Genomic DNA, 17,192 nt, shown 5'->3' on the forward strand with positions numbered 1-17,192 from the left:
ACTAAAATAGTGGGTCTAATCAACCAATCTTCCGTTTGACCAGATCAGACGTGGTCGGCTTTTCGCCTCCATTTTTTATAGTCTGCAAACCGTCCATCGCCAACCCCTCCAAGGCTGTCATCACTGATTCAACTGGTGTTCCGCTGAGCAATTTTCGCTCACTCAACGGTGCTAGCAACAAATCAACTGCCGTCTGAGTTTCAGGGGGTGCGGCGCTATATTGATCCACTATCTGATATGTGGTGGATGTCCTGTACATGTCTGGTACTGGAGCGCTGATCTCATTGCTCGACTGACTGCCAAACATCAGGAAGCATGGTGTTTTTCCTAGTTTGGTCGCCAGCAGCATGACAGTTTGCGCATCCGGCTCGCGCAGTCCTTGCTCAAAATTTGAAATCCTTGATACCGACAACTGCCCTCCCGTCAGATCAGACAGTTGTTGGAGTTTCAGCCCTGCAGCTTCTCTCGCGGCTTTGATGCGTAATCCAATTTCTTTTTTCATTGCTCAATTAAGCCCGCATACACAACTCGTGTAAATCAACTATTCGTGGAATTCACGCTTGACTATTACACTTTTGGTGTAATAATCTATTCACATGAACCTGATTACATACATCGAGAAAACCGGAGACGCGGCGGCGGCGCACGAGTTCGGGATATCTGAGCGAGCAGCGGCTTCATGGCGTCGACGAGAGCGATTCCCTAGCCTGAAAAAGGCCAGAGAAATATCCGCACTGAAAGGATGGACGCTTGAGCAGGTCTATCCAAAACAGGCAGAAGAATGCCACCAGTAAACCGTTCCTCCTGCTCATGCGCCCGCGCCCGTGGCGAGTAACGACGACGTTCGCAGCTTGCCCTCTTCCGGTAGGGCTTTTTTTGAATTTTAGGCTTCAGTGCATACAGGTACTCCAATGATTAAGGCGATTAAGCTCGTGATTGAAGACTGCTTCAGCTTATCCAGGACTGATCGTCATTTAGGTAGAGCGCCCTGTAAGCGTAGCCTGCTCTATCAGCACAATCGACGATGTGAGATAGAAAGAGCAGCCCGCTCTTGGCGGGTAGCAAGTAGGCACTATCGGATATGGCTTGATAGCCTTCTGGAGCCGATTCCAACTTTGATTTTAGGTTGCGCTGGAACGTATCAAGACGTCTGTAATCGTAGCCTTCATGCCATTCAGGTATTTCGATCAAAAGCAGTATTTGGTTCATTTTTTAAGCTCCATGGGAAAAAGAATGATGAGGAAGACGCATGAGCGATAAATCCCAAGGGAATAGCGGTACGTCTTTCGAAGCAAGTGATGAAATCATGGATAAATTCATGGAAAAAACGCTTGCTATCGACGCCGAAACGGATAGATCCAATACCAAAAAAAACCATGTGGGCTTGATATACCAATTCGTTACCAACCATGTAGTGCAAACCTCTGTCGCCCTGAGCGCTGATGAAAGCGGCAAACAAAAGCTGGAATACCTACCCGTTGAAGAAGTGATTGAGCGGTTGTGTGCTGCGTTTGAAAAGGTCAATGACCGCGTAGCAGGCTGGTGATCGCTGTAACGATGCTTTTTTTTGATGCGATGGGATCTTCCTGTATGGATATGGCTTTGGCGCACAAGGGGCATGAATACACTGCGCACTGGATTTTATCCGTGTTGCGAACACCGGGTTGCCGATATTCGGCGTCCAGCTTGTTGATTACGAGCGATTGAATGAATTTTTCGCAGTGTGGACATTTGACTATTTCCATAGAGGGTTCCTCCCATGCAAAGCGTTGTTGTGTGGAAACTCAATTCTATACGCACGGTCATGAACCCTCGCCATTTTTCCATGGTGCGCAGTATCCCACCGGAAGCGCACCCAGATAATACGACTACAAAACGGAGTTCGTTGTGAGAAGAATTGCTAAACAGACACACCGCGCCCTATTCCTCGCGTTGCAGGCCGACGCAAAGGAGTTCCCTGGCGGCATTCGCTCTATCGCCGAATCAATGGGGATGAACGGAACCAATCTGGCCAATGGCCTGAACCCTGATCACGATGCCCTTCCCCCATCTTTCGGCGTGGTGCTCGAAGTCATCATGCTCGCGCAAGCAAAAAGAGCCGTTTTTTACCTGACCCAGATGGTTGGGCAAGTGCCGATGGATTTCGAAGTGCTGGAGCCCCGGTCACCGGCTGAAGCGATCGCATTGTTTCTGTCGTTGGTTGAGAAAGTATCTGCTGTGCTGGGCCATGGGTCGCATGCCGCAAAAGACGGGCATTTTGACGCCGAAGAGCGCAAAGCGCTTGAGCCTATGTTGTTTGCGCTGATGCAGGCCTGCGGCATTTTGTTGCAGGCGATCAAGCGATAGATTTTATGCGGAACAACGACATCACCAGACCGATATCGCCCATTTGCTGCGGTTGCGGAGCGGAAATACAAGTTGAAGGAGAGCTGTGTCGCGAATGCGCCGCAGGATTCTGCCGTATGGCTTTCAGGTACGTCAACGTATCTGTTGGCGCCATTACCCCGTTATCAGCCGTATGTAATTGATCCTGATGATCCGGTTATTGGTGATTTCGCATGACTGCCTATTACAACGAAATCGACAAAAACGCCGCCGCTTGGCTGCGAGAATTGATAGCAGACGGCCAGATCGCTCCGGGAGACGTTGATGAGAGCAGTATTGAATATGTCAAACCAGACGACCTTGTGGGATATACCCAATGTCACTTCTTTGCCGGGATCGGTGGCTGGAGCTATGCGCTTAGACTCGCCGGATGGCCGGATGATAGACCGGTCTGGACAGGAAGTTGTCCATGCCAACCGTTCAGCGCGGCAGGCAAAAGAAAAGGGGTTGCTGACGAGCGGCACCTATGGCCGGCCTGGTTTCACCTCATTGAGCAGCGTCGCCCTCCAGTCGTGTTTGGTGAGCAAGTTGAATCAGCGATTAAACATGGGTGGCTTGATCTTGTTCAAGATGATCTGGAAGGAATCGGTTACGCCGTCGGGGCGGTCGGTTTGCCTGCTGCGAGCATCGGCGCGGCGCATATCCGTCAGCGACTATGGTTCGTGGCCAACGCCGAGAGCAAACGACAATACCGGATCACAGGAATGCCCGAATCGTCAGGGCGGCCAATCGTTGCAACAGGCAGCGACACTGGCTTCATGGGCTACGCCGCGAGTAACAACGAACAACGGTATCGGTTCTCCGGATCGAGCCATAGACAACAAGAGCAGACTGGAAGACCAGGTGCATCTGTCGGGATGGTGTACCCCTTCTGCGAGAGACTGGAAGGATACCGCCGGGATGGCGACAGCAGCGACGAATCCGGACGGGTCGATACGGAACAGGGTGGATCAGTTACCGAGACAGGCGCAGTTAGCCCCGTGGCCGACCCCAATGGCGGGAACACCGGCACAGAACGGCAACAATGCGGCGGGGAACAACGACAGCTCCCGGAAAACCGTGTTCCTGGCGTCGTGGGCGACTCCGACCGTAACGGACGAGAGGCGCGGAGTGAAGCCGCCACGTCCGCACGACACGGGGGTTCCGTTGACTCAGCAAGTGACTGGCATTGGATCGAATGCCGAGACGGCAAGTTCCGCCCAATTGAACCCGGCGTTTTCCCGCTGGTTAATGGGCTACCCCGTGGAGTGGTGCCAAGCAGCGATCCGAGCGCACCGGGGTATGCCAACGCGACGAGCGAAGCGCGCATGATGCGGCTCAAGGGATATGGCAACGCGATTCACCCAGAGCTGGCGGCTGAATTTATCAGGGCTGCATCATGACGACGCCACAAAACAAAACCATTGCATTCACTGTGCCGGGCGAACCCACAGCAAAGGGTAGGGCGCGCTCAACTAAATCCGGGCGTCATTACACGCCGGATAAAACAGCGCGTTACGAGAATCTGGTAAAAATTATTGCGAGCCAGGCTATGAGCGACGCCTTTCCATTCACTGTGTCAGGCGTTGATGAGTTTTCCCACAAAAACGATATAGAGCGCCTATTTACAGGCGCCGTCATCCTGACATTTCGCGCGTTTTTCTCAGTGCCAGAAAGTTGGAGCGCTAAAAAGAAAAAATCGTGTCTTCTCGGTGAGATTTACCCGACAAAAAAACCCGACATCGACAATATCGAAAAAGCGTTGCTGGACGGGATGAATGGCGTTGTGTGGCGCGATGATGTGCAGGTGGTCGATGTGATTAAAAGCAAGCGATTTGGAAGCCCCGCGCGCGTTGAGGTTGAGGTTACGGCGTTATGAGCGTACTACACGTAGTTTCCGTTTCCGGAGGTAAAGACTCAGACGCAACTCTGTTCTTGGCGCTGAATCGATACCCGAAATCCCGAGTGATTCCATGTTTCGCCGACACCGGAAACGAACATGATGCTGTTTATGAGCATCTTGATTATCTTGAGGCCGCCCTCGATATAAAAATTGTGCGCCTGAAAGCGAATTTCGAGCGGCAGATCGCACGGAAGCGTCTGTTTATTGCTCGCGACCAGCGCACCGGTCGCGATGACCGGGGGCGCAAGTTGCGGTGGAGCAATAAGAGCAAGCGTCGCGCGCTGGAAGCATTGCACCCCACAGGAAACCCTTATCTCGATCTGTGTATGTGGAAAGGACGCTTTCCTTCCAGGAAAGCTCAGTTTTGCACGCAAGAGTTGAAGCGTGATTTGCTGGTCAACTTCCAAATGGACTTAGTAGACGCGGGTCATCGCGTAGTGAGCTGGCAAGGAGTCCGACGCGATGAATCGCTCAATCGGCGCAATGCAAAATTGTTCGAGCGCCTGAACCCACGCTTATACGCCTATCGCCCGCTTGTTGATTGGACAGCACAACAGGTTTTCGACTATCTGCGAGAGCGAAGACTAATCCCCAATACCCTCTATAAACAAGGCATGAGCCGCGTCGGCTGTATGCCCTGCATTAACGCCAACAAAAACGAAATCGCACAAATAGCCGCGCGTTTCCCAGGGCACATACAGCGCATTGCGGAGTGGGAGCGTCTTGTTTGCGCTGTCAGCAAGCGCGGCTTTGCGACATTTTTCAACAAGGAATTGCATACCGATAAAGGCAATGATCAGCATGTGCATGCCACTAACTGTATTGAATCGGTTGTCGACTATGCGCGCACTACCCGAGGCGGAAAGCAATACGGTCTGTTTGAGTCGCATATTGATGTAAGTGAGTGTGCATCAGCTTATGGGTTGTGCGAATGACCATCAATCACACCCACAACCAGCTCATCGACGATTTGGCAGCGCATCTACGCGGCACAACAAATCGTCTTGTTTGGACGGACATGCAGCTCGGCCCCGCAGGATCGCCGCGCCCCGACCTGTTTACGCTTGATAAATCGTACTCAAAATTCCTGCCCCTGGCATACGAGATCAAGGTAACGTTATCTGACTTCAGGCGAGATATTACTGCCGGAAAATGGCAGTCGTATCTCAAATATGCCAGCGGGGTTTATTTCGCTGTGCCGCAAGGATTAGTGTCTCGCGACGACATACCGCCCGGATGCGGGCTGATTGTGCGCACTGAGACCGGCTGGCGGAGTCTGCGCAAGCCGACACTCCAGCATAAAGAAAGCTTGCCACACGCAGCATGGATGAAACTTGTGCTCGACGGTTGCGATCGATCAGCAACTGATTTACGGCTGAGATCAGGATCAACGTATCGAGCAAACAGGGAAATACAACGCAAATTTGGCGAGCGTGTTGCCGCAGCCCTATCCGACAGAGATAGGGCTGAATCAAACCTGAAGCAAGAACAAGCCATTCTTGAATCCAGATTGCAGGATTTGCGCGACAGCCACGAGAAAAACCGCCTGAAGTTAATCGACGAGATCAGACGGGAAGATGCCATCGGCGTACGCGCCCATACTGAGCTGGCTACTGCGTTGGGTCTGAGTCCGGATGCTGACGTGTACACCATTAGGCAGGCCGCACACAGCGCTGCAAGGCGTCTTGATGCAAACAGCGAGATAGCCGCCCTAAGAAATGTTTTGTCGCGTACAAAAATCGCTCTGGATGATGCGCTGAGGCGCGATCCACTGCTGTCTATGGAGCAAGAATGACTATTGACGCGCCGGCAATTCGGAACTATGCCGCATGCTCTGGCAGCAATTCCTTGAGCGCGTCGTTCAAGCCGCCTGTAATTCGCGTAGCGGAAGATTCGATACCACAATGGATTGAATATCCGTTTTCTGGCTGGCATGTTGTATATCAATACCCACCAAAGTGCCATCAGTGGAAAAGTCCAATACCACATCATCGGCTACTTCGTCAGAATCCGCTGCCTGTGAATCAGAAATATGGATATAGAGCGAATCGGTTTCAGCATCGTAACTTAGTTTCATGGGTTGAATCTCCTGTCAGGAAAAGCGTTATGCAAAGTTACGCCGTCACTCAGCGTGACTACGCGCAAGTATTTGCCAAGTTCAGGCACATAGACCCAGTATCGAATCCGGCCATCCGGCTGAATTTCTCGGCGGACGGGATTATTCAGCGCCTCAATGCACCATTCCAGCTTGAGATAAACGCGTTTAATCAGCACATCATTCTGAAAGTACAGCGTGGTGGGATGGTTATTCACCTGGGTCAGTTCTCCGTTTATCTGACTCGCAGTCTACAACATTTGACAAGCGCCTGCTTCCGTGGTTTGCTATTGGCTATCGCCCCTCATGGGCGATACGGGTTTGGTCGCCCGGTAGTTGCAGGCGCAGAAGTTACGCGCCGACAGGTTCGTGGCTTTTTTTATGCCCTCACGATTATGGTGGGTGGCGTATGGGGAGGCCGCGAGGCCTGCCGGTTCCTGTACCCGGTCGACCAACCCCCTACGTCATCCGCCGCCCTGAGTTTGGTCGCTTCGGTCGGCGGTTACTTAACCGTACAGGAGCCCACCATGAATACCATTACCCAAGTCACGCCCGAAATCCGTCTGCACGATGGAAAAGCCGTCACTACGTCAATTGCTGTCGCTCAATATTTCACCAAGACGCACGACAACGTACTCAAAAAAATCCGTTCACTGATAACTCAGTTATCGCCCGACGACTGTGCCGTTACTTTTAACGAGACAGTAATCGACGTTGTCGTGCCAGCCAGCGGTGGAACCCGCAAAGACCCCGCCTACGAAATAACCAAACGCGGCTTCACCCTACTGGCAATGGGATTCACCGGCGAGAAAGCGCTGCAATTCAAACTGCGTTACATCGACGCCTTCGAGGCGATGGAAGCGCAATTGTCGCCAACCCAAATAAAAAAGCGCCTCCGCCGCTCCGTAGCCCAACACCCCGCACTGCCTCCATCGCGTCGTATACGCAGCCGAGACGATCTGAGCTTTACCAAGCGCGACACAGAGGGGAGATTAATCAACTGGATAGTGCAAAGTCCGGTCAACAGCTGGCACGAACACCACGGAATCGGAGAAATCTGGTTCAACGAAATCGTCGAACTAGCGCGCCATAGCCCAGAGGATGCCTATATCGCCATGAAGTGCGCAGGGCCCGCGCTGATGCGTTATTCCGGGTCAGGCCATGCCGACGGCTTCTTTGACCGCATGGCGCGCTGGGCGCTGTCCGCAATCCTGACGCAGGACGCGCCCGATCTACCGTTCCAGTGTCTGCAGATGGGCATGGCGCCCCTGGTGGGAATGGATAGCTTTCTGGAGAAAGCAGCACCTAATGAACTCGAATTTAAATCCATCGTCAGCCGCTTGCGTGACCCTGATTTACGGATTGATAACGAACTCATTTCTGAAATTGGCAGAGCCTGTCTTGAGGTTCTCGTTAAACGTGCGCAAGGGGGAAACCATTAATCCGACAACCGCCAAGATCCTCACCGGCCTGCTGATACTCCCGGCAGGCGTGGTGTTTATCGCGCTGTTCTGCGTGGTCATGGCTGCTCGCGTGGCACTTTGGAGGGCGTGTCGATTTTACCTGCAACGCACCTGTAACGTTTCAGGTTTGTTTCAGGTCGTTGCAGGTTTGTTTATGTCTTGTTTCCGTTCGTTTCAGTTGAGAAATTCAGGTAACAAATGAACTATTTTCCATTCCACATCGGCGACTACATCAGTTCCACGCGGCATTTGACGTGGGACGAAGACTGCGCCTATCGACGGCTGATGGATGTTTATTACACGACTGAAAAGCCGCTACCACTTGATGAAAGGAAACTGTTCAGACTCGTGCTTGCGTCTACCGACGCGCAACGGGAAGCGGTTTCAGTTGTGATAGAGGAGTTTTTTACTAAAACAGATGGTGGATGGGTTAATAAGCGAGCGGATTCCGAAATAGCGTCTATGCGCGAAAAACAATCTGAACACGAGATTCGCTCGGCCCATGAGCGCGACAGAATGTCCAGGCACAGAGAGCGCAGATCTGAAATGTTTTCCGCCCTGCGCGAAGTCGGAGTTGTTCCCGCCTGGGATATATCCATGAAGGAGTTGCAGCGTTTATTCGGCGAGAACTGTGAGGATTTATCGTCTGATGAACCTGAAACGCACCTGAAACGCGAACAGGCCGTTGCAGGTTCACTACCTGCAACGGCTATACCAATACCAACACCAATACCAACACCAGTAATAAAAGAAAAGAGAGTATCCGCTCCTCCGGAGCGGACGCGCGCGAAAAAAAATTTGGTAACGGCGATCAATGAAAATTTCGAGCCTTCCGAAGCCGTGTTGTCGTGGTATGCACGTCAGGGTTACACCGAGCCGATAGCTGCCCATGTCGATTCATTCGTGAACAAATGCAAGGCAAAAAACTACCGATACGCAGACTGGGACGCGGCATTCCGCAATGCAATTACGGATGACTGGGCGAGGTCTCGAACGAGGAAAGTCAATGAGTCAGGAAAAAACCCGATGCAAATCAATTCAGGATTTGCTGAAAAATATGCCGGAATTGGACAAACCGGCGCCAGCGATGAGCGCTGAAGAGTTGATGATGCAAGTCGCTGAAATCAGCAGAAAAGCTGCGCAAACGCTCGCTGATGAACGTAAAGCGAACCGGCAGCGCCATATCACCGAAATGCTGAGGCGATCCGCGTTACCGCGAAGATTCTCCGGTGCGCGCATGATGGACTGCAAGAGAACTCAAGCTCCAGCCTATGCGCAAGCTCGTGAATTTATTTCTGGTTTTCGCGCCCGCCTTGAGACGGGGTCAGGGATGGTTGTCTGGGGTGATGTCGGAACCGGGAAAACACATCTGGTTTGCGCCATAGCCAACGAGCTGATTGCTCAAGGCCACTCTGCAATGTACTGCACGGCGCTGGAGGCGGTAACCCTGGTGAAATCAACATGGAAGCGCGGCAGCAATGGGTTAACAGAATACGATGTATACGGTCGATTCGGTGACCCTGAGTTGCTGATTATGGACGAAATTGGGGTGCAAATGGGATCTGATTTTGAACGCATGGTTTTGACCAGCATTGCCGATACCCGCAGCAGAAACTGCATGCCAACGATCATCGTATCGAACCTGGATTTATCGGGAATTTATGAGCTGATCGGTGAGCGCATGTTTGATCGACTGGTTGGGTTTGACGCGAAGATTGTGCGGATGGAAGGTAGATCACTGCGCCTGAATACGGTTGCGGCCTGATGCGCGTTTTCGCCATCAAATCACCCTCAGGTGCGCTGATACCGCACGGCGATGAAGCTGCGGAACTGTTCAGGTCGCTAAAGGTCGGCCACCCGGTTTCCGTTGAGATCAAGCGCCCAAGGAACTACCGGTTTCACAAGAAGATGTTCGCGCTGTTCAAGCTGGCATTCGATGTGTGGGAGCCGGGTGAACTGAAATACAAGGGCATTGTTGTCGAGAAGGAATTCAACCGGTTTCGGAAGGATATGACCATATTGGCCGGGTTTTGCAAGCCGGTGTACTGCATCAACAGCGAGGTGCGCCTGGAAGCCGAAAGCCTGTCGTATTCCGGCATGGACGCTGACCGGTTCGATCTGGTTTACCGCGCAGTGCGGAATGTCGTCTGGAAGCATGTGCTACAGCACGCCGGTTATCGCAGTGAAGCGGAAGTTGACCGTGTTGTGAATGAGTTGATGGGGTTTGATTGATGAGCACAGCCGCCGAAAAACGCTACATGGCGCAAGTAGCGGCGCTGGGATGCGCGATATGCCGGCGGCTTGGTTTGGGGGTGACGCCGGCGCAAGTGCATCACCCGCGGGCAGATGCGGGCATGGGGCAACGGGCCAGCGACTTCGACACGATACCGCTTTGTCCCTATCACCATACCGGGGACGGCGGGTTTCATGCGCTGGGGCCTGTTCGGTTTGCGGCGGAGTACGGGGTTACGGAGCGCGAGTTGACGGAGCAGACGCGGCGGGATGTCGAGCAAGCGAATACCGATGCGCGGTTGTGGTAGGTCAGGCGCCCGTTTGGTTGAAATGCTCCGAATGCAAGTACCTGTTCATGCCGGAGGGTATTTGCAAGGTAGCGGAGCGTAGGCAGCAGGAATACCATCATAATCCGGATAACGTGATCGGATTATTTCCGCGGTACCGATACAGGCCGGTGCTTGATAAGTATCGTTGGTGTGATTTTGGGAGGATCAGATGAATAGAAAAACACGACAGGTTTTACGGCGCTGCTTCAAGCCCCGCATAAAGCGGATCGGCGACGTTTATTGGTGCAGGTATCGGGAGTTCAATATTTCAGGATGGACGCCAACCGACGCCTATAGAAATCTAATGCAGCAGGTGTTACATGGATAAAAACTAACCCGAGTAAGGCTGAAATATGAATGACACGGCGATTCCAGAAGCTTCAGGACCGGTTAATCAGGGTACGATAACCGGCGTTATCAATCGCAACCATAAAAAACCGCAGCTCAGGAAGGCGGTTTCATACCACGGAGCAACGATAAAGGAAGAGCGTCGCGAGTTGGTTCGAACCTTCGGTGAACGCATGCGAGCGGCTCGCGAGCTATGCAATCTGACGCAAAGCGAGGCGGCCAGACGCTTGGGGTATGGAAACTCATCGAAGCTCGCAAAAATTGAAAATTCGTCCGACACCAATTCAATTCCGTTCCTGCTGATCAGGCGCGCCGCCAAGGTTTATGAGGTTTCCGCCGATTATCTGCTCGGCGCGGCCGATGATTGGGAGACGGACGCACGAATGACTCAAGAGCGGGCCACTTCCGCTTGGCTCATGGATGCTTGGGAAAACACGCGGCGGCGTGACTTGGAAACCCTGCGAAAATTGCATGACAAGTTTTCGAATATGGAGCGCTGCATTGTCGCAATGGTGGCCGCTGGCCATGACGCAGAGCAAGCGATACTCCGGTTCAGTGAGTTGAACCCCACGTTCGAGGACGAGATGCGTGGCGGCGCCAAACTGATAACGGCTATCGGCGACATATCGGATATTACCCGGTATGCCGAAGAGGTTATGCGCAGGTTCCGCATTGAGTGTATAGCCACCAAGCAAACGGACATGTTCAACTCGTCATGGCAGCAAAACCTAAACTAACCCCGGGGGAGTGGCTTAATGTCAGATCCAGATGGCAGGAAGACCCGAGAAAGGGATTCTCGTGGCTGATTGAGGAACTCAGCTTGCCGGTGAGCGATGAAGCCGTGCGTCAACGATCAAAGGCCGAAGGTTGGGCCAAAGGATCGGTAGCGCCACAACAACCCAAGAAACCAGCCACAACAAGACCTGCTGCCTGTATCAAGAAAAAATCCAAGCTTGGAAATACAGAAACCAAGCTTGGAAAAGCAAATCAGCATCAACCCAAGCTTGGAAGCGATGAGCCCAAGCCTGGGAGTGAGCGTGGGATTGGTCGCCCTACCCTGTACCGTGACGAGTATGCGGAGCAAGCATATAAACTTTGCCTGCTTGGCATGACCGATGCGGAAATGGCCGAGTTCTTCGAAGTTTCCGAATCGACGATCAATCTATGGAAGATAGAGTACCCCGAATTTTCGGAGTCCATAGCGATGGGTAAAGGCGTAGCCGATGCAGCCGTTGCGGAAGCGCTCTACAAATCGGCAACCGGCGCTCATTTTATCAAGGAAGACCGCGCCGTCAGCGATGGCTGCGGCGGAACCAAGATCATCACCATGGAGAAGCAACTACCGCCAGAATCGCGCGCGCAATCCTTCTGGCTGAAGAACCGGCAGCCCCAGCAATGGCGCGACAAGGTGGAAGTCAATGCGACTATGAAACTGGATCAAGAAACCCTGGCGATGATAGAAACGCAGTTCGTCGCCCGAATGGCCGCTGCCCATGAACGGCAGCGCGCGGTGCTGATCGAGCGCGGGATCGTGATTGATGCCGAAGACACTGATCTTCCATGATCCGCGTTACCTCGACTTTGTAGACAAGTACCACGCCGATCCCCTGCGTTTTGCTGTCAGCGTATGTGGCATGTCGCCGTCTCAGGACCAGGAAGACCTCCTGCATGCCATCACCCCGGCCAACGCCAAGGTATCGGTCGTATCAGGCACATCGACAGGAAAAACGGCTGGTTTTGGGCGAATTGCCCTATGGCACCTGCTCTGTCACCCCGTTGCGGTTTACGAAGGAAAGATCGAGATAGGTTCGAACACCTACATCGGCGCGCCGCGAATCAATCAGGTGTCCGATGGCGTATGGAAGGAGATGAACGACGTTTATCTTGCCATCGCCAGCGGGCCGTATGCCTGGATCAACGACTATTACGAAATCAACAAGACGCGCGTGGTGGTCAAGGGGTTCGAGGATCAGTGGTTTATTGCCCAGGTCGCCATGCAACAAGGTCAGTCGATTGGCGTGGCCGGCAAGCACCGGTATTGGCAGCTCATTATCATCGACGAAGCCGCCGGCGTGTCGGATGATCACTTCGATGTGATTGATGGCACCCAGACCCAGCCCGGAAACAGAACGCTGATGGCGTCTCAGGGAGTCAAGAATGCCGGGCGTTTTTATGAGTCACACAACAACCTTTCCAAGGCCAATGGCGGCTCATGGACGGCGCTGCGCTTCAGTTCCGAGCGGTCGCCATTCGTTACGCGGCAATGGCTGAAGGATCGCGCCGATGAAACCGGTGGGCGGAAGTCCATAGAATACCGTATTCGCGTGCTTGGTCAGTTTGCCGAGGATTCAGGTAGCATTCTGCTGACGCGCGTGGATCTTGAAAAAGCGTTTAACCGTGGCAGCATCATCGGCGATGACGAGCCTTACGGCATACTGGTGTTGGGCGACGTGGGCATGGGCGAATACCGCGACGATTCAGTTGCAGTCATCGCCAAGGTAATCGGATATGGCGATTTCGGGCCGGACGCAAGGCGCGTCGAATACATTGAAATACCCTACTGCACCAACAGCAAAAACGAGATTATTTTCGCGGGTGACTTGGTAAATCTGGTTGGCAAACTGTCGAACGCTACGCTGCTGGTCGACAACGGCGGCGTCGGCGCCACGGTCAACAAACTGATTGAGGCCTCCGGCGTCCCAGTGGTAAAGATCAACTGGGGCAGTCCATGCTTCAAGAAGGAGTACAAGGACCGGTTTTACAATCGCCGGGCCTGCGCCATGGTCCGCTTCCGCGATGCCATCAAATCCGGGCGCGTATCGTTCCGAATGGAGATAGACAAGCGGCTGAAGGAAAAGATTCTGCTACAGGGTTCCCGCCTGCCCTACCACTTCGCGGAAGCCGGTGGGCTGCGCTATGTCATGGAGAAAAAGGAAGTGATGCGCGCCAATGGCATCAAGTCGCCGGACATCATCGACGCGAAGTCGTTCGCGTTTCTGGAGGACGCGGTTTACATGGCGCGCGAGGGAGACGGTGTCAATTCTGCCGGCGTGGTGGCTTCGGCTCTGGCAGAGGCTGAAGAGATGTTTGCGGATTTGGTTTAGAGAAAACATGAGGATAGTAGGAAAATCTATGCACGATATTTTAAGGCGAACCATTTATTCACTGAACGATCGGAAAGAAAAACTCGCACGCTTCAGTTTGAAGGCCGCAGGACTCAATGACGACCCATCGTTTCTCGCAATTGGATTGCGGGAATATCTTCCAACAAAAAAACTTACCGTACAACAGGCCGTAGCCTTATCCGTAGGGATTAATCCCAAGCATGAGTTCAGCACCCTTACATACGATGAACGCGACGTTATCCAATACGCTACCGGCGACGCTCAGGCGCGTTTAAAGGAGTTTTTCGAGCGTTGCAAGCTGATTCGGGATCACCTGCACGAGCGATCTATCCCCGTACTGGAAGTTTCTCCGAATTATCTGTTCCACAAGGTCATGCTTGATGATGTATTGTCATGGGTTGAAACAATTGTCGAACAGAAACCTAAAATTGGCGTAACTAAAGCAACAACAAAGCCCCCTGGAAAAATGTCTGATGTCGAGTTAAGTCAAGCCTACGGAATGACGGTTTACATGGCAAACAATCTTCTGATAATTTTTCTGGAAGCGGACAGACTAAGTATTGATCTTAACGCACCGCTCCGTGGTGAGCGCGCCAAACTACAGCAGAACGTCATAAAACATCTTAGCGTAGGTAAATTCAATCGTGCCTGGAAATCCGGACTAGAATGCGGGGTCATCGCTCAAGGAACGTGAAATTAACACTCGTGAACAGCCCATCGAAGGTCGCCAATTCCAATGACTCCTTGGTTTTACTGGGTACCCGCCGGTGAATAACTTCGGATTTGTACAAGCCGTTGATGGTTTCAGCTAGCGCGTTGTCGTAGCACACTGCCAGCTGTAACCCATCAATAAAGCGGAAACTCGCCCGTTTCGCCCCTTTCGCATCAGGTATTTTGACTGCATCATCACAAAATACCCAGCCATGCCATGGAAACCCCTTTAATCGTTTACAACCTGGGCGATCGCGGACGCAAGCACCGGGGAAAGGAACGAAACTTCAACCTGCGCAAGCTGGCGGCGGCCATCAACAGCGACGAGACTCAGGAGCGCGTCAAGAACCGCGACATGCCGGGTTTCTACGGGCACCTGTTCCGCGCGCGCTTTGGCCTGAACCCACCGGAAACCGTCATCGTCGGCGGCAATGTCGTGCGGCTGGACCCTGCTTTCGTAACCACCCACCTGCGCGCCCTGCCCGATGGCACCATTGAACACAAGGCCGAATTTCTCAATACCGACGCCGGACAACTGGCGCAGAAGGCCTATGCCAGCAAGTTCGGAGGATTCTCCTCGGCAATTGACCAGATAAAGCCGGAATTCTGTGGATTCGATTATGTGTTCGAGCCCAATTTCAACAACAACCGCGGCTACAGCGTGGCGCTGGATTCTGTTTCGGTCGCTGAACGCGATGCCGTGTTCGACAGCATTATCGTGGCCGAATACAAAGACCAGATGACCGGCTGCCTGCGCCTGCTCGACAGCGTGTCCAAGGCGCATGAGTTGGCCCTGCAGTCGGTGGACCATCTTCGCCAGGAGAACGAGGAGTTGATGTCCATGCTGGCTGTGGGTCGAGACGAGGCGGCGCTCGATAGCGTTCCCATTCTCCCGCTGTCGGTTTCTCGCGCTCCCGCGCAACGCATCATTTCCGACATCGCCTCATTTCGCAACGCGCGCCTACCCCGCTTTGTCGAGCCCAAGGGCGACGAATCAGGGCAGATGGAGCGCGCCTACGACAGATTATTAAACCGTTTCGGCATTGGAGGATAAACCAGTATGTTCCAGCCAGTAAAAGCAGGTTTTGGCGAGTATATGGGCGCGTTTTACGCGCAGTTGAGCGTCACCACGATGCCCATGCGCGAATTTTGCACCCGAGGGTTGGCCAAGAGCATCGCGTTTGTGCCTGGACGCATGATCGACTCGGTAGAGGAAATGCTGGGGCTATGGCAGCGCAACGATAACGACAACGCGCCTACCCAGCCGCGCAAGCTGCCGGTGGTGTTGGTCGCGGTTGACAAGGATTACACCCCTACCGCCCGCGATTTTACCCGTCAGGTGGTTGACGCCCAGTGGTTGACGATTCCCTCGGATACCAAGGAACGCGCGTTCAAGATACGCACTATCGCCGGAGACATTCGCGCCCAGGTGGTGGTGATCGCCGCCGACGACCCTACGGCCAAATCCATCGCCGCGCAGTTCGATTTGTTCATCGACTCGCCGTCGAATCGCGCGTTCAATGCCGCCTATGAATTCGCGGGGCAGGTCATGGATTGGCCGGTGATGCTGGAAACCAGCGATACACCGGCCAGCAATATCAAGGTTGAGGCTAAAAACCTGAGCATTCTGGCCCTCGACCTGAATCTGCACACCACCATCCCGCTGTTCGATGCGCCCAAGGATGGCGAGGTAAGCGACGGCAAGGGAGCGGCGGGCGATGCCGGTGATCCATCAGGTTACCCGGTTGTCATCCAGACCAATCGCACCGCAATGGATGTGGAGCCATGAGCATGACGCCCATTCAAGCCACGTTTGTCGGTTATTCGTCGCGGCCCTGCACGCTGTTCTCCGCCTACAACACCCATACCGGCGTGTTGGCCATCAGTGTCGAGGCCGATTATAGAAAGGATCGGCGCGAGGGCTGCGTGGTAATCACCAACGACAAAACCGTCGACCGAGACGCCCTGTTCAGTGATGACCACCTACATGACGCCATTGCCGCTTTCTTCTTGCTGCAGGCCGGCATGGCTTCCGACAACAAAAGCCCGCGACTCGTGTTTTCCGAGAAAACGCAGCGCGTTAACCCTTCCAACGCCATTGAAAAGGATGGAATGGATGCCTCCGGACCACGCTATCGCATATCCGAGAGCATCACCTGCGCACAGATGGCGGCGCTGGCGACGGCCTGGTATGCAAGCTGTCGCGCGGATTCCGTTGAAGGGGCGTTGGAAATGTTCGATAAAGTGAATGCGCTTAACGATTTGCTGTCGGGGAAAATCGTATCCATATGATCGACAACCAGACAACCGCCGCAAAGTCGTTTTACCGCGAAATAAGAACGTTCTCGGAGCGCACGCGGCCATGGGACACCGCAGTGTTCTATCACACCAAGCCGGATGAGGCTTTGGACGCCACGCTGGTATCGGAGCGGGTATATGGTCGGCGCGACGAATTCCTGGCGGTAATGGCCGCTGCCGGGATCGACACCGCGAATCAACCCATACCGCAAAAAATGCTGACGCTTCCGACTGAAACGCAATTGGCGGCTATCAAGCGCCGTACCGGCTTCGAATCGATTGCCGATTATCGCGAAAATTTCGCGCCGACATGGGCAAGTTGAA

Annotated in this window: 25 protein-coding genes; 20 read left to right on the forward strand and 5 right to left on the reverse strand. The window is 53.4% G+C overall.

Translation table 11 applies throughout. The annotated features are described in order from the left end of the window. Positions 1–19 precede the first annotated feature (19 nt). On the reverse strand, positions 20–502 hold the full coding sequence (locus F6R98_RS10375; protein WP_153248952.1) for a helix-turn-helix domain-containing protein: 483 nt from the start codon (positions 500–502) through the stop codon (positions 20–22). Between the two features lie 94 nt (positions 503–596). Here F6R98_RS10375 and F6R98_RS21610 point away from each other — a divergent pair, with 94 nt between their 5' ends. Continuing rightward, complete coding sequence (locus F6R98_RS21610; protein WP_194270222.1) at positions 597–794, forward strand: hypothetical protein; 198 nt, start codon at positions 597–599, stop codon at positions 792–794. A 154-nt stretch (positions 795–948) separates the two neighbouring features. On the opposite strand, the gene F6R98_RS10380 is transcribed toward F6R98_RS21610, so the two are convergent. Next, positions 949–1,209 carry a hypothetical protein gene (locus tag F6R98_RS10380; RefSeq protein WP_153248953.1) on the reverse strand — a complete coding sequence of 87 codons (261 nt, stop codon included), beginning with the start codon at positions 1,207–1,209 and terminating at the stop codon, positions 949–951. A 40-nt stretch (positions 1,210–1,249) separates the two neighbouring features. Between F6R98_RS10380 and F6R98_RS10385 the strand changes: the two genes are divergently transcribed. Continuing rightward, on the forward strand, positions 1,250–1,546 hold the full coding sequence (locus F6R98_RS10385) for a hypothetical protein (protein ID WP_153248954.1): 297 nt from the start codon (positions 1,250–1,252) through the stop codon (positions 1,544–1,546). Here F6R98_RS10385 and F6R98_RS10390 read toward each other — a convergent pair. Beyond that, positions 1,521–1,745, reverse strand: coding sequence for a hypothetical protein (locus F6R98_RS10390; RefSeq protein WP_153248955.1), 225 nt, complete (start codon positions 1,743–1,745; stop codon positions 1,521–1,523). The two genes, F6R98_RS10385 and F6R98_RS10390, sit on opposite strands and share 26 nt — an antisense overlap. A gap of 142 nt (positions 1,746–1,887) precedes the next feature. On the opposite strand from F6R98_RS10390, the gene F6R98_RS10395 reads away from it, so the two are divergent. The 5 genes from F6R98_RS10395 to F6R98_RS10415 all read left to right on the forward strand — a co-directional run bounded on the left by F6R98_RS10395 (position 1,888) and on the right by F6R98_RS10415 (position 6,062). After that, positions 1,888–2,346, forward strand: coding sequence for a phage regulatory CII family protein (locus F6R98_RS10395; RefSeq protein ID WP_153248956.1), 459 nt, complete (start codon positions 1,888–1,890; stop codon positions 2,344–2,346). Positions 2,347–2,558: 212 nt separating this feature from the next. Further along, positions 2,559–3,767 (forward strand): DNA cytosine methyltransferase, encoded by a 1,209-nt coding sequence (locus F6R98_RS10400; RefSeq protein ID WP_153248957.1) that lies wholly within the window; start codon positions 2,559–2,561, stop codon positions 3,765–3,767. Next, positions 3,764–4,243, forward strand: coding sequence for a RusA family crossover junction endodeoxyribonuclease (locus F6R98_RS10405; protein ID WP_153248958.1), 480 nt, complete (start codon positions 3,764–3,766; stop codon positions 4,241–4,243). The genes F6R98_RS10400 and F6R98_RS10405 overlap by 4 nt, the downstream gene beginning before the upstream one ends. Then, positions 4,240–5,202 carry a phosphoadenosine phosphosulfate reductase domain-containing protein gene (locus F6R98_RS10410; RefSeq protein WP_153248959.1) on the forward strand — a complete coding sequence of 321 codons (963 nt, stop codon included), beginning with the start codon at positions 4,240–4,242 and terminating at the stop codon, positions 5,200–5,202. The genes F6R98_RS10405 and F6R98_RS10410 overlap by 4 nt, the downstream gene beginning before the upstream one ends. Then, a complete protein-coding gene (locus F6R98_RS10415; protein ID WP_153248960.1) occupies positions 5,199–6,062 on the forward strand; it encodes an MmcB family DNA repair protein in 864 nt (287 codons plus the stop codon). Before F6R98_RS10410 ends, F6R98_RS10415 begins: the two co-directional genes overlap by 4 nt. Positions 6,063–6,128: 66 nt before the next feature. Here the strand turns inward: F6R98_RS10415 and F6R98_RS10420 are convergent, their stop codons facing one another. Together F6R98_RS10420 and F6R98_RS21615 are read right to left on the reverse strand one after the other, a co-directional pair. After that, a complete protein-coding gene (locus F6R98_RS10420) occupies positions 6,129–6,344 on the reverse strand; it encodes a DUF2283 domain-containing protein (protein WP_153248961.1) in 216 nt (71 codons plus the stop codon). Beyond that, on the reverse strand, positions 6,341–6,580 hold the full coding sequence (locus tag F6R98_RS21615) for a hypothetical protein (protein WP_194270223.1): 240 nt from the start codon (positions 6,578–6,580) through the stop codon (positions 6,341–6,343). The genes F6R98_RS10420 and F6R98_RS21615 overlap by 4 nt, the downstream gene beginning before the upstream one ends. A gap of 309 nt (positions 6,581–6,889) precedes the next feature. Between F6R98_RS21615 and F6R98_RS21620 the strand changes: the two genes are divergently transcribed. From F6R98_RS21620 to F6R98_RS10495, 13 genes are all read left to right on the forward strand, one after another. After that, positions 6,890–7,804: a Rha family transcriptional regulator gene (locus F6R98_RS21620; RefSeq protein ID WP_194270224.1), complete on the forward strand. Its 915-nt coding sequence runs from the start codon at positions 6,890–6,892 to the stop codon at positions 7,802–7,804. A gap of 219 nt (positions 7,805–8,023) precedes the next feature. Then, on the forward strand, positions 8,024–8,923 hold the full coding sequence (locus tag F6R98_RS10435) for a YdaU family protein (protein ID WP_153248964.1): 900 nt from the start codon (positions 8,024–8,026) through the stop codon (positions 8,921–8,923). After that, entirely contained in the window at positions 8,913–9,590 is a 678-nt protein-coding gene (locus F6R98_RS10440; protein WP_194270225.1) for an ATP-binding protein, read from the forward strand. Before F6R98_RS10435 ends, F6R98_RS10440 begins: the two co-directional genes overlap by 11 nt. Further along, entirely contained in the window at positions 9,590–10,057 is a 468-nt protein-coding gene (locus F6R98_RS10445; protein WP_153248966.1) for a DUF1367 family protein, read from the forward strand. The genes F6R98_RS10440 and F6R98_RS10445 overlap by 1 nt, the downstream gene beginning before the upstream one ends. Then, on the forward strand, positions 10,057–10,365 hold the full coding sequence (locus tag F6R98_RS10450) for a Ref family recombination enhancement nuclease (protein WP_153248967.1): 309 nt from the start codon (positions 10,057–10,059) through the stop codon (positions 10,363–10,365). Before F6R98_RS10445 ends, F6R98_RS10450 begins: the two co-directional genes overlap by 1 nt. A 374-nt stretch (positions 10,366–10,739) precedes the next feature. Then, entirely contained in the window at positions 10,740–11,471 is a 732-nt protein-coding gene (locus F6R98_RS10455) for a helix-turn-helix domain-containing protein (RefSeq protein ID WP_153248968.1), read from the forward strand. Then, positions 11,450–12,298 (forward strand): hypothetical protein, encoded by an 849-nt coding sequence (locus F6R98_RS22030; protein WP_228125209.1) that lies wholly within the window; start codon positions 11,450–11,452, stop codon positions 12,296–12,298. The genes F6R98_RS10455 and F6R98_RS22030 overlap by 22 nt, the downstream gene beginning before the upstream one ends. Next, positions 12,273–13,838, forward strand: a complete 1,566-nt coding sequence (locus tag F6R98_RS10465) for a hypothetical protein (protein ID WP_153248969.1) — start codon at positions 12,273–12,275, stop codon at positions 13,836–13,838. Before F6R98_RS22030 ends, F6R98_RS10465 begins: the two co-directional genes overlap by 26 nt. A 28-nt stretch (positions 13,839–13,866) precedes the next feature. Continuing rightward, positions 13,867–14,553: a hypothetical protein gene (locus F6R98_RS10470; protein WP_153248970.1), complete on the forward strand. Its 687-nt coding sequence runs from the start codon at positions 13,867–13,869 to the stop codon at positions 14,551–14,553. A gap of 234 nt (positions 14,554–14,787) precedes the next feature. Beyond that, positions 14,788–15,624, forward strand: a complete 837-nt coding sequence (locus F6R98_RS10480) for a hypothetical protein (RefSeq protein WP_153248971.1) — start codon at positions 14,788–14,790, stop codon at positions 15,622–15,624. Between the two features lie 6 nt (positions 15,625–15,630). Beyond that, on the forward strand, positions 15,631–16,359 hold the full coding sequence (locus F6R98_RS10485) for a hypothetical protein (RefSeq protein ID WP_153248972.1): 729 nt from the start codon (positions 15,631–15,633) through the stop codon (positions 16,357–16,359). Positions 16,360–16,361: 2 nt separating this feature from the next. After that, positions 16,362–16,862, forward strand: a complete 501-nt coding sequence (locus tag F6R98_RS10490) for a hypothetical protein (RefSeq protein ID WP_153248973.1) — start codon at positions 16,362–16,364, stop codon at positions 16,860–16,862. Then, complete coding sequence (locus F6R98_RS10495; protein ID WP_153248974.1) at positions 16,859–17,191, forward strand: hypothetical protein; 333 nt, start codon at positions 16,859–16,861, stop codon at positions 17,189–17,191. The genes F6R98_RS10490 and F6R98_RS10495 overlap by 4 nt, the downstream gene beginning before the upstream one ends. Position 17,192: the final 1 nt, after the last annotated feature.

The organism is Candidatus Methylospira mobilis, assembly GCF_009498235.1.
Classification (GTDB): domain Bacteria; phylum Pseudomonadota; class Gammaproteobacteria; order Methylococcales; family Methylococcaceae; genus Methylospira; species Methylospira mobilis.

What these genes read in the sequence shown, in the direction of transcription:
- F6R98_RS10375 (WP_153248952.1), bottom strand. Translation starts at nt 502, where the DNA reads ATGAAAAAAGAAATTGGATTACGCATCAAAGCCGCGAGAGAAGCTGCA.
- F6R98_RS21610 (WP_194270222.1), top strand. Translation starts at nt 597, where the DNA reads ATGAACCTGATTACATACATCGAGAAAACCGGAGACGCGGCGGCGGCG.
- F6R98_RS10380 (WP_153248953.1), bottom strand. Translation starts at nt 1,209, where the DNA reads ATGAACCAAATACTGCTTTTGATCGAAATACCTGAATGGCATGAAGGC.
- F6R98_RS10385 (WP_153248954.1), top strand. Translation starts at nt 1,250, where the DNA reads ATGAGCGATAAATCCCAAGGGAATAGCGGTACGTCTTTCGAAGCAAGT.
- F6R98_RS10390 (WP_153248955.1), bottom strand. Translation starts at nt 1,745, where the DNA reads ATGGAAATAGTCAAATGTCCACACTGCGAAAAATTCATTCAATCGCTC.
- F6R98_RS10400 (WP_153248957.1), top strand. Translation starts at nt 2,559, where the DNA reads ATGACTGCCTATTACAACGAAATCGACAAAAACGCCGCCGCTTGGCTG.
- F6R98_RS10405 (WP_153248958.1), top strand. Translation starts at nt 3,764, where the DNA reads ATGACGACGCCACAAAACAAAACCATTGCATTCACTGTGCCGGGCGAA.
- F6R98_RS10410 (WP_153248959.1), top strand. Translation starts at nt 4,240, where the DNA reads ATGAGCGTACTACACGTAGTTTCCGTTTCCGGAGGTAAAGACTCAGAC.
- F6R98_RS10415 (WP_153248960.1), top strand. Translation starts at nt 5,199, where the DNA reads ATGACCATCAATCACACCCACAACCAGCTCATCGACGATTTGGCAGCG.
- F6R98_RS10420 (WP_153248961.1), bottom strand. Translation starts at nt 6,344, where the DNA reads ATGAAACTAAGTTACGATGCTGAAACCGATTCGCTCTATATCCATATT.
- F6R98_RS21620 (WP_194270224.1), top strand. Translation starts at nt 6,890, where the DNA reads ATGAATACCATTACCCAAGTCACGCCCGAAATCCGTCTGCACGATGGA.
- F6R98_RS10435 (WP_153248964.1), top strand. Translation starts at nt 8,024, where the DNA reads ATGAACTATTTTCCATTCCACATCGGCGACTACATCAGTTCCACGCGG.
- F6R98_RS10440 (WP_194270225.1), top strand. Translation starts at nt 8,913, where the DNA reads ATGAGCGCTGAAGAGTTGATGATGCAAGTCGCTGAAATCAGCAGAAAA.
- F6R98_RS10445 (WP_153248966.1), top strand. Translation starts at nt 9,590, where the DNA reads ATGCGCGTTTTCGCCATCAAATCACCCTCAGGTGCGCTGATACCGCAC.
- F6R98_RS10450 (WP_153248967.1), top strand. Translation starts at nt 10,057, where the DNA reads ATGAGCACAGCCGCCGAAAAACGCTACATGGCGCAAGTAGCGGCGCTG.
- F6R98_RS10455 (WP_153248968.1), top strand. Translation starts at nt 10,740, where the DNA reads ATGAATGACACGGCGATTCCAGAAGCTTCAGGACCGGTTAATCAGGGT.
- F6R98_RS22030 (WP_228125209.1), top strand. Translation starts at nt 11,450, where the DNA reads ATGGCAGCAAAACCTAAACTAACCCCGGGGGAGTGGCTTAATGTCAGA.
- F6R98_RS10465 (WP_153248969.1), top strand. Translation starts at nt 12,273, where the DNA reads ATGCCGAAGACACTGATCTTCCATGATCCGCGTTACCTCGACTTTGTA.
- F6R98_RS10470 (WP_153248970.1), top strand. Translation starts at nt 13,867, where the DNA reads ATGCACGATATTTTAAGGCGAACCATTTATTCACTGAACGATCGGAAA.
- F6R98_RS10480 (WP_153248971.1), top strand. Translation starts at nt 14,788, where the DNA reads ATGGAAACCCCTTTAATCGTTTACAACCTGGGCGATCGCGGACGCAAG.
- F6R98_RS10485 (WP_153248972.1), top strand. Translation starts at nt 15,631, where the DNA reads ATGTTCCAGCCAGTAAAAGCAGGTTTTGGCGAGTATATGGGCGCGTTT.
- F6R98_RS10490 (WP_153248973.1), top strand. Translation starts at nt 16,362, where the DNA reads ATGACGCCCATTCAAGCCACGTTTGTCGGTTATTCGTCGCGGCCCTGC.
- F6R98_RS10495 (WP_153248974.1), top strand. Translation starts at nt 16,859, where the DNA reads ATGATCGACAACCAGACAACCGCCGCAAAGTCGTTTTACCGCGAAATA.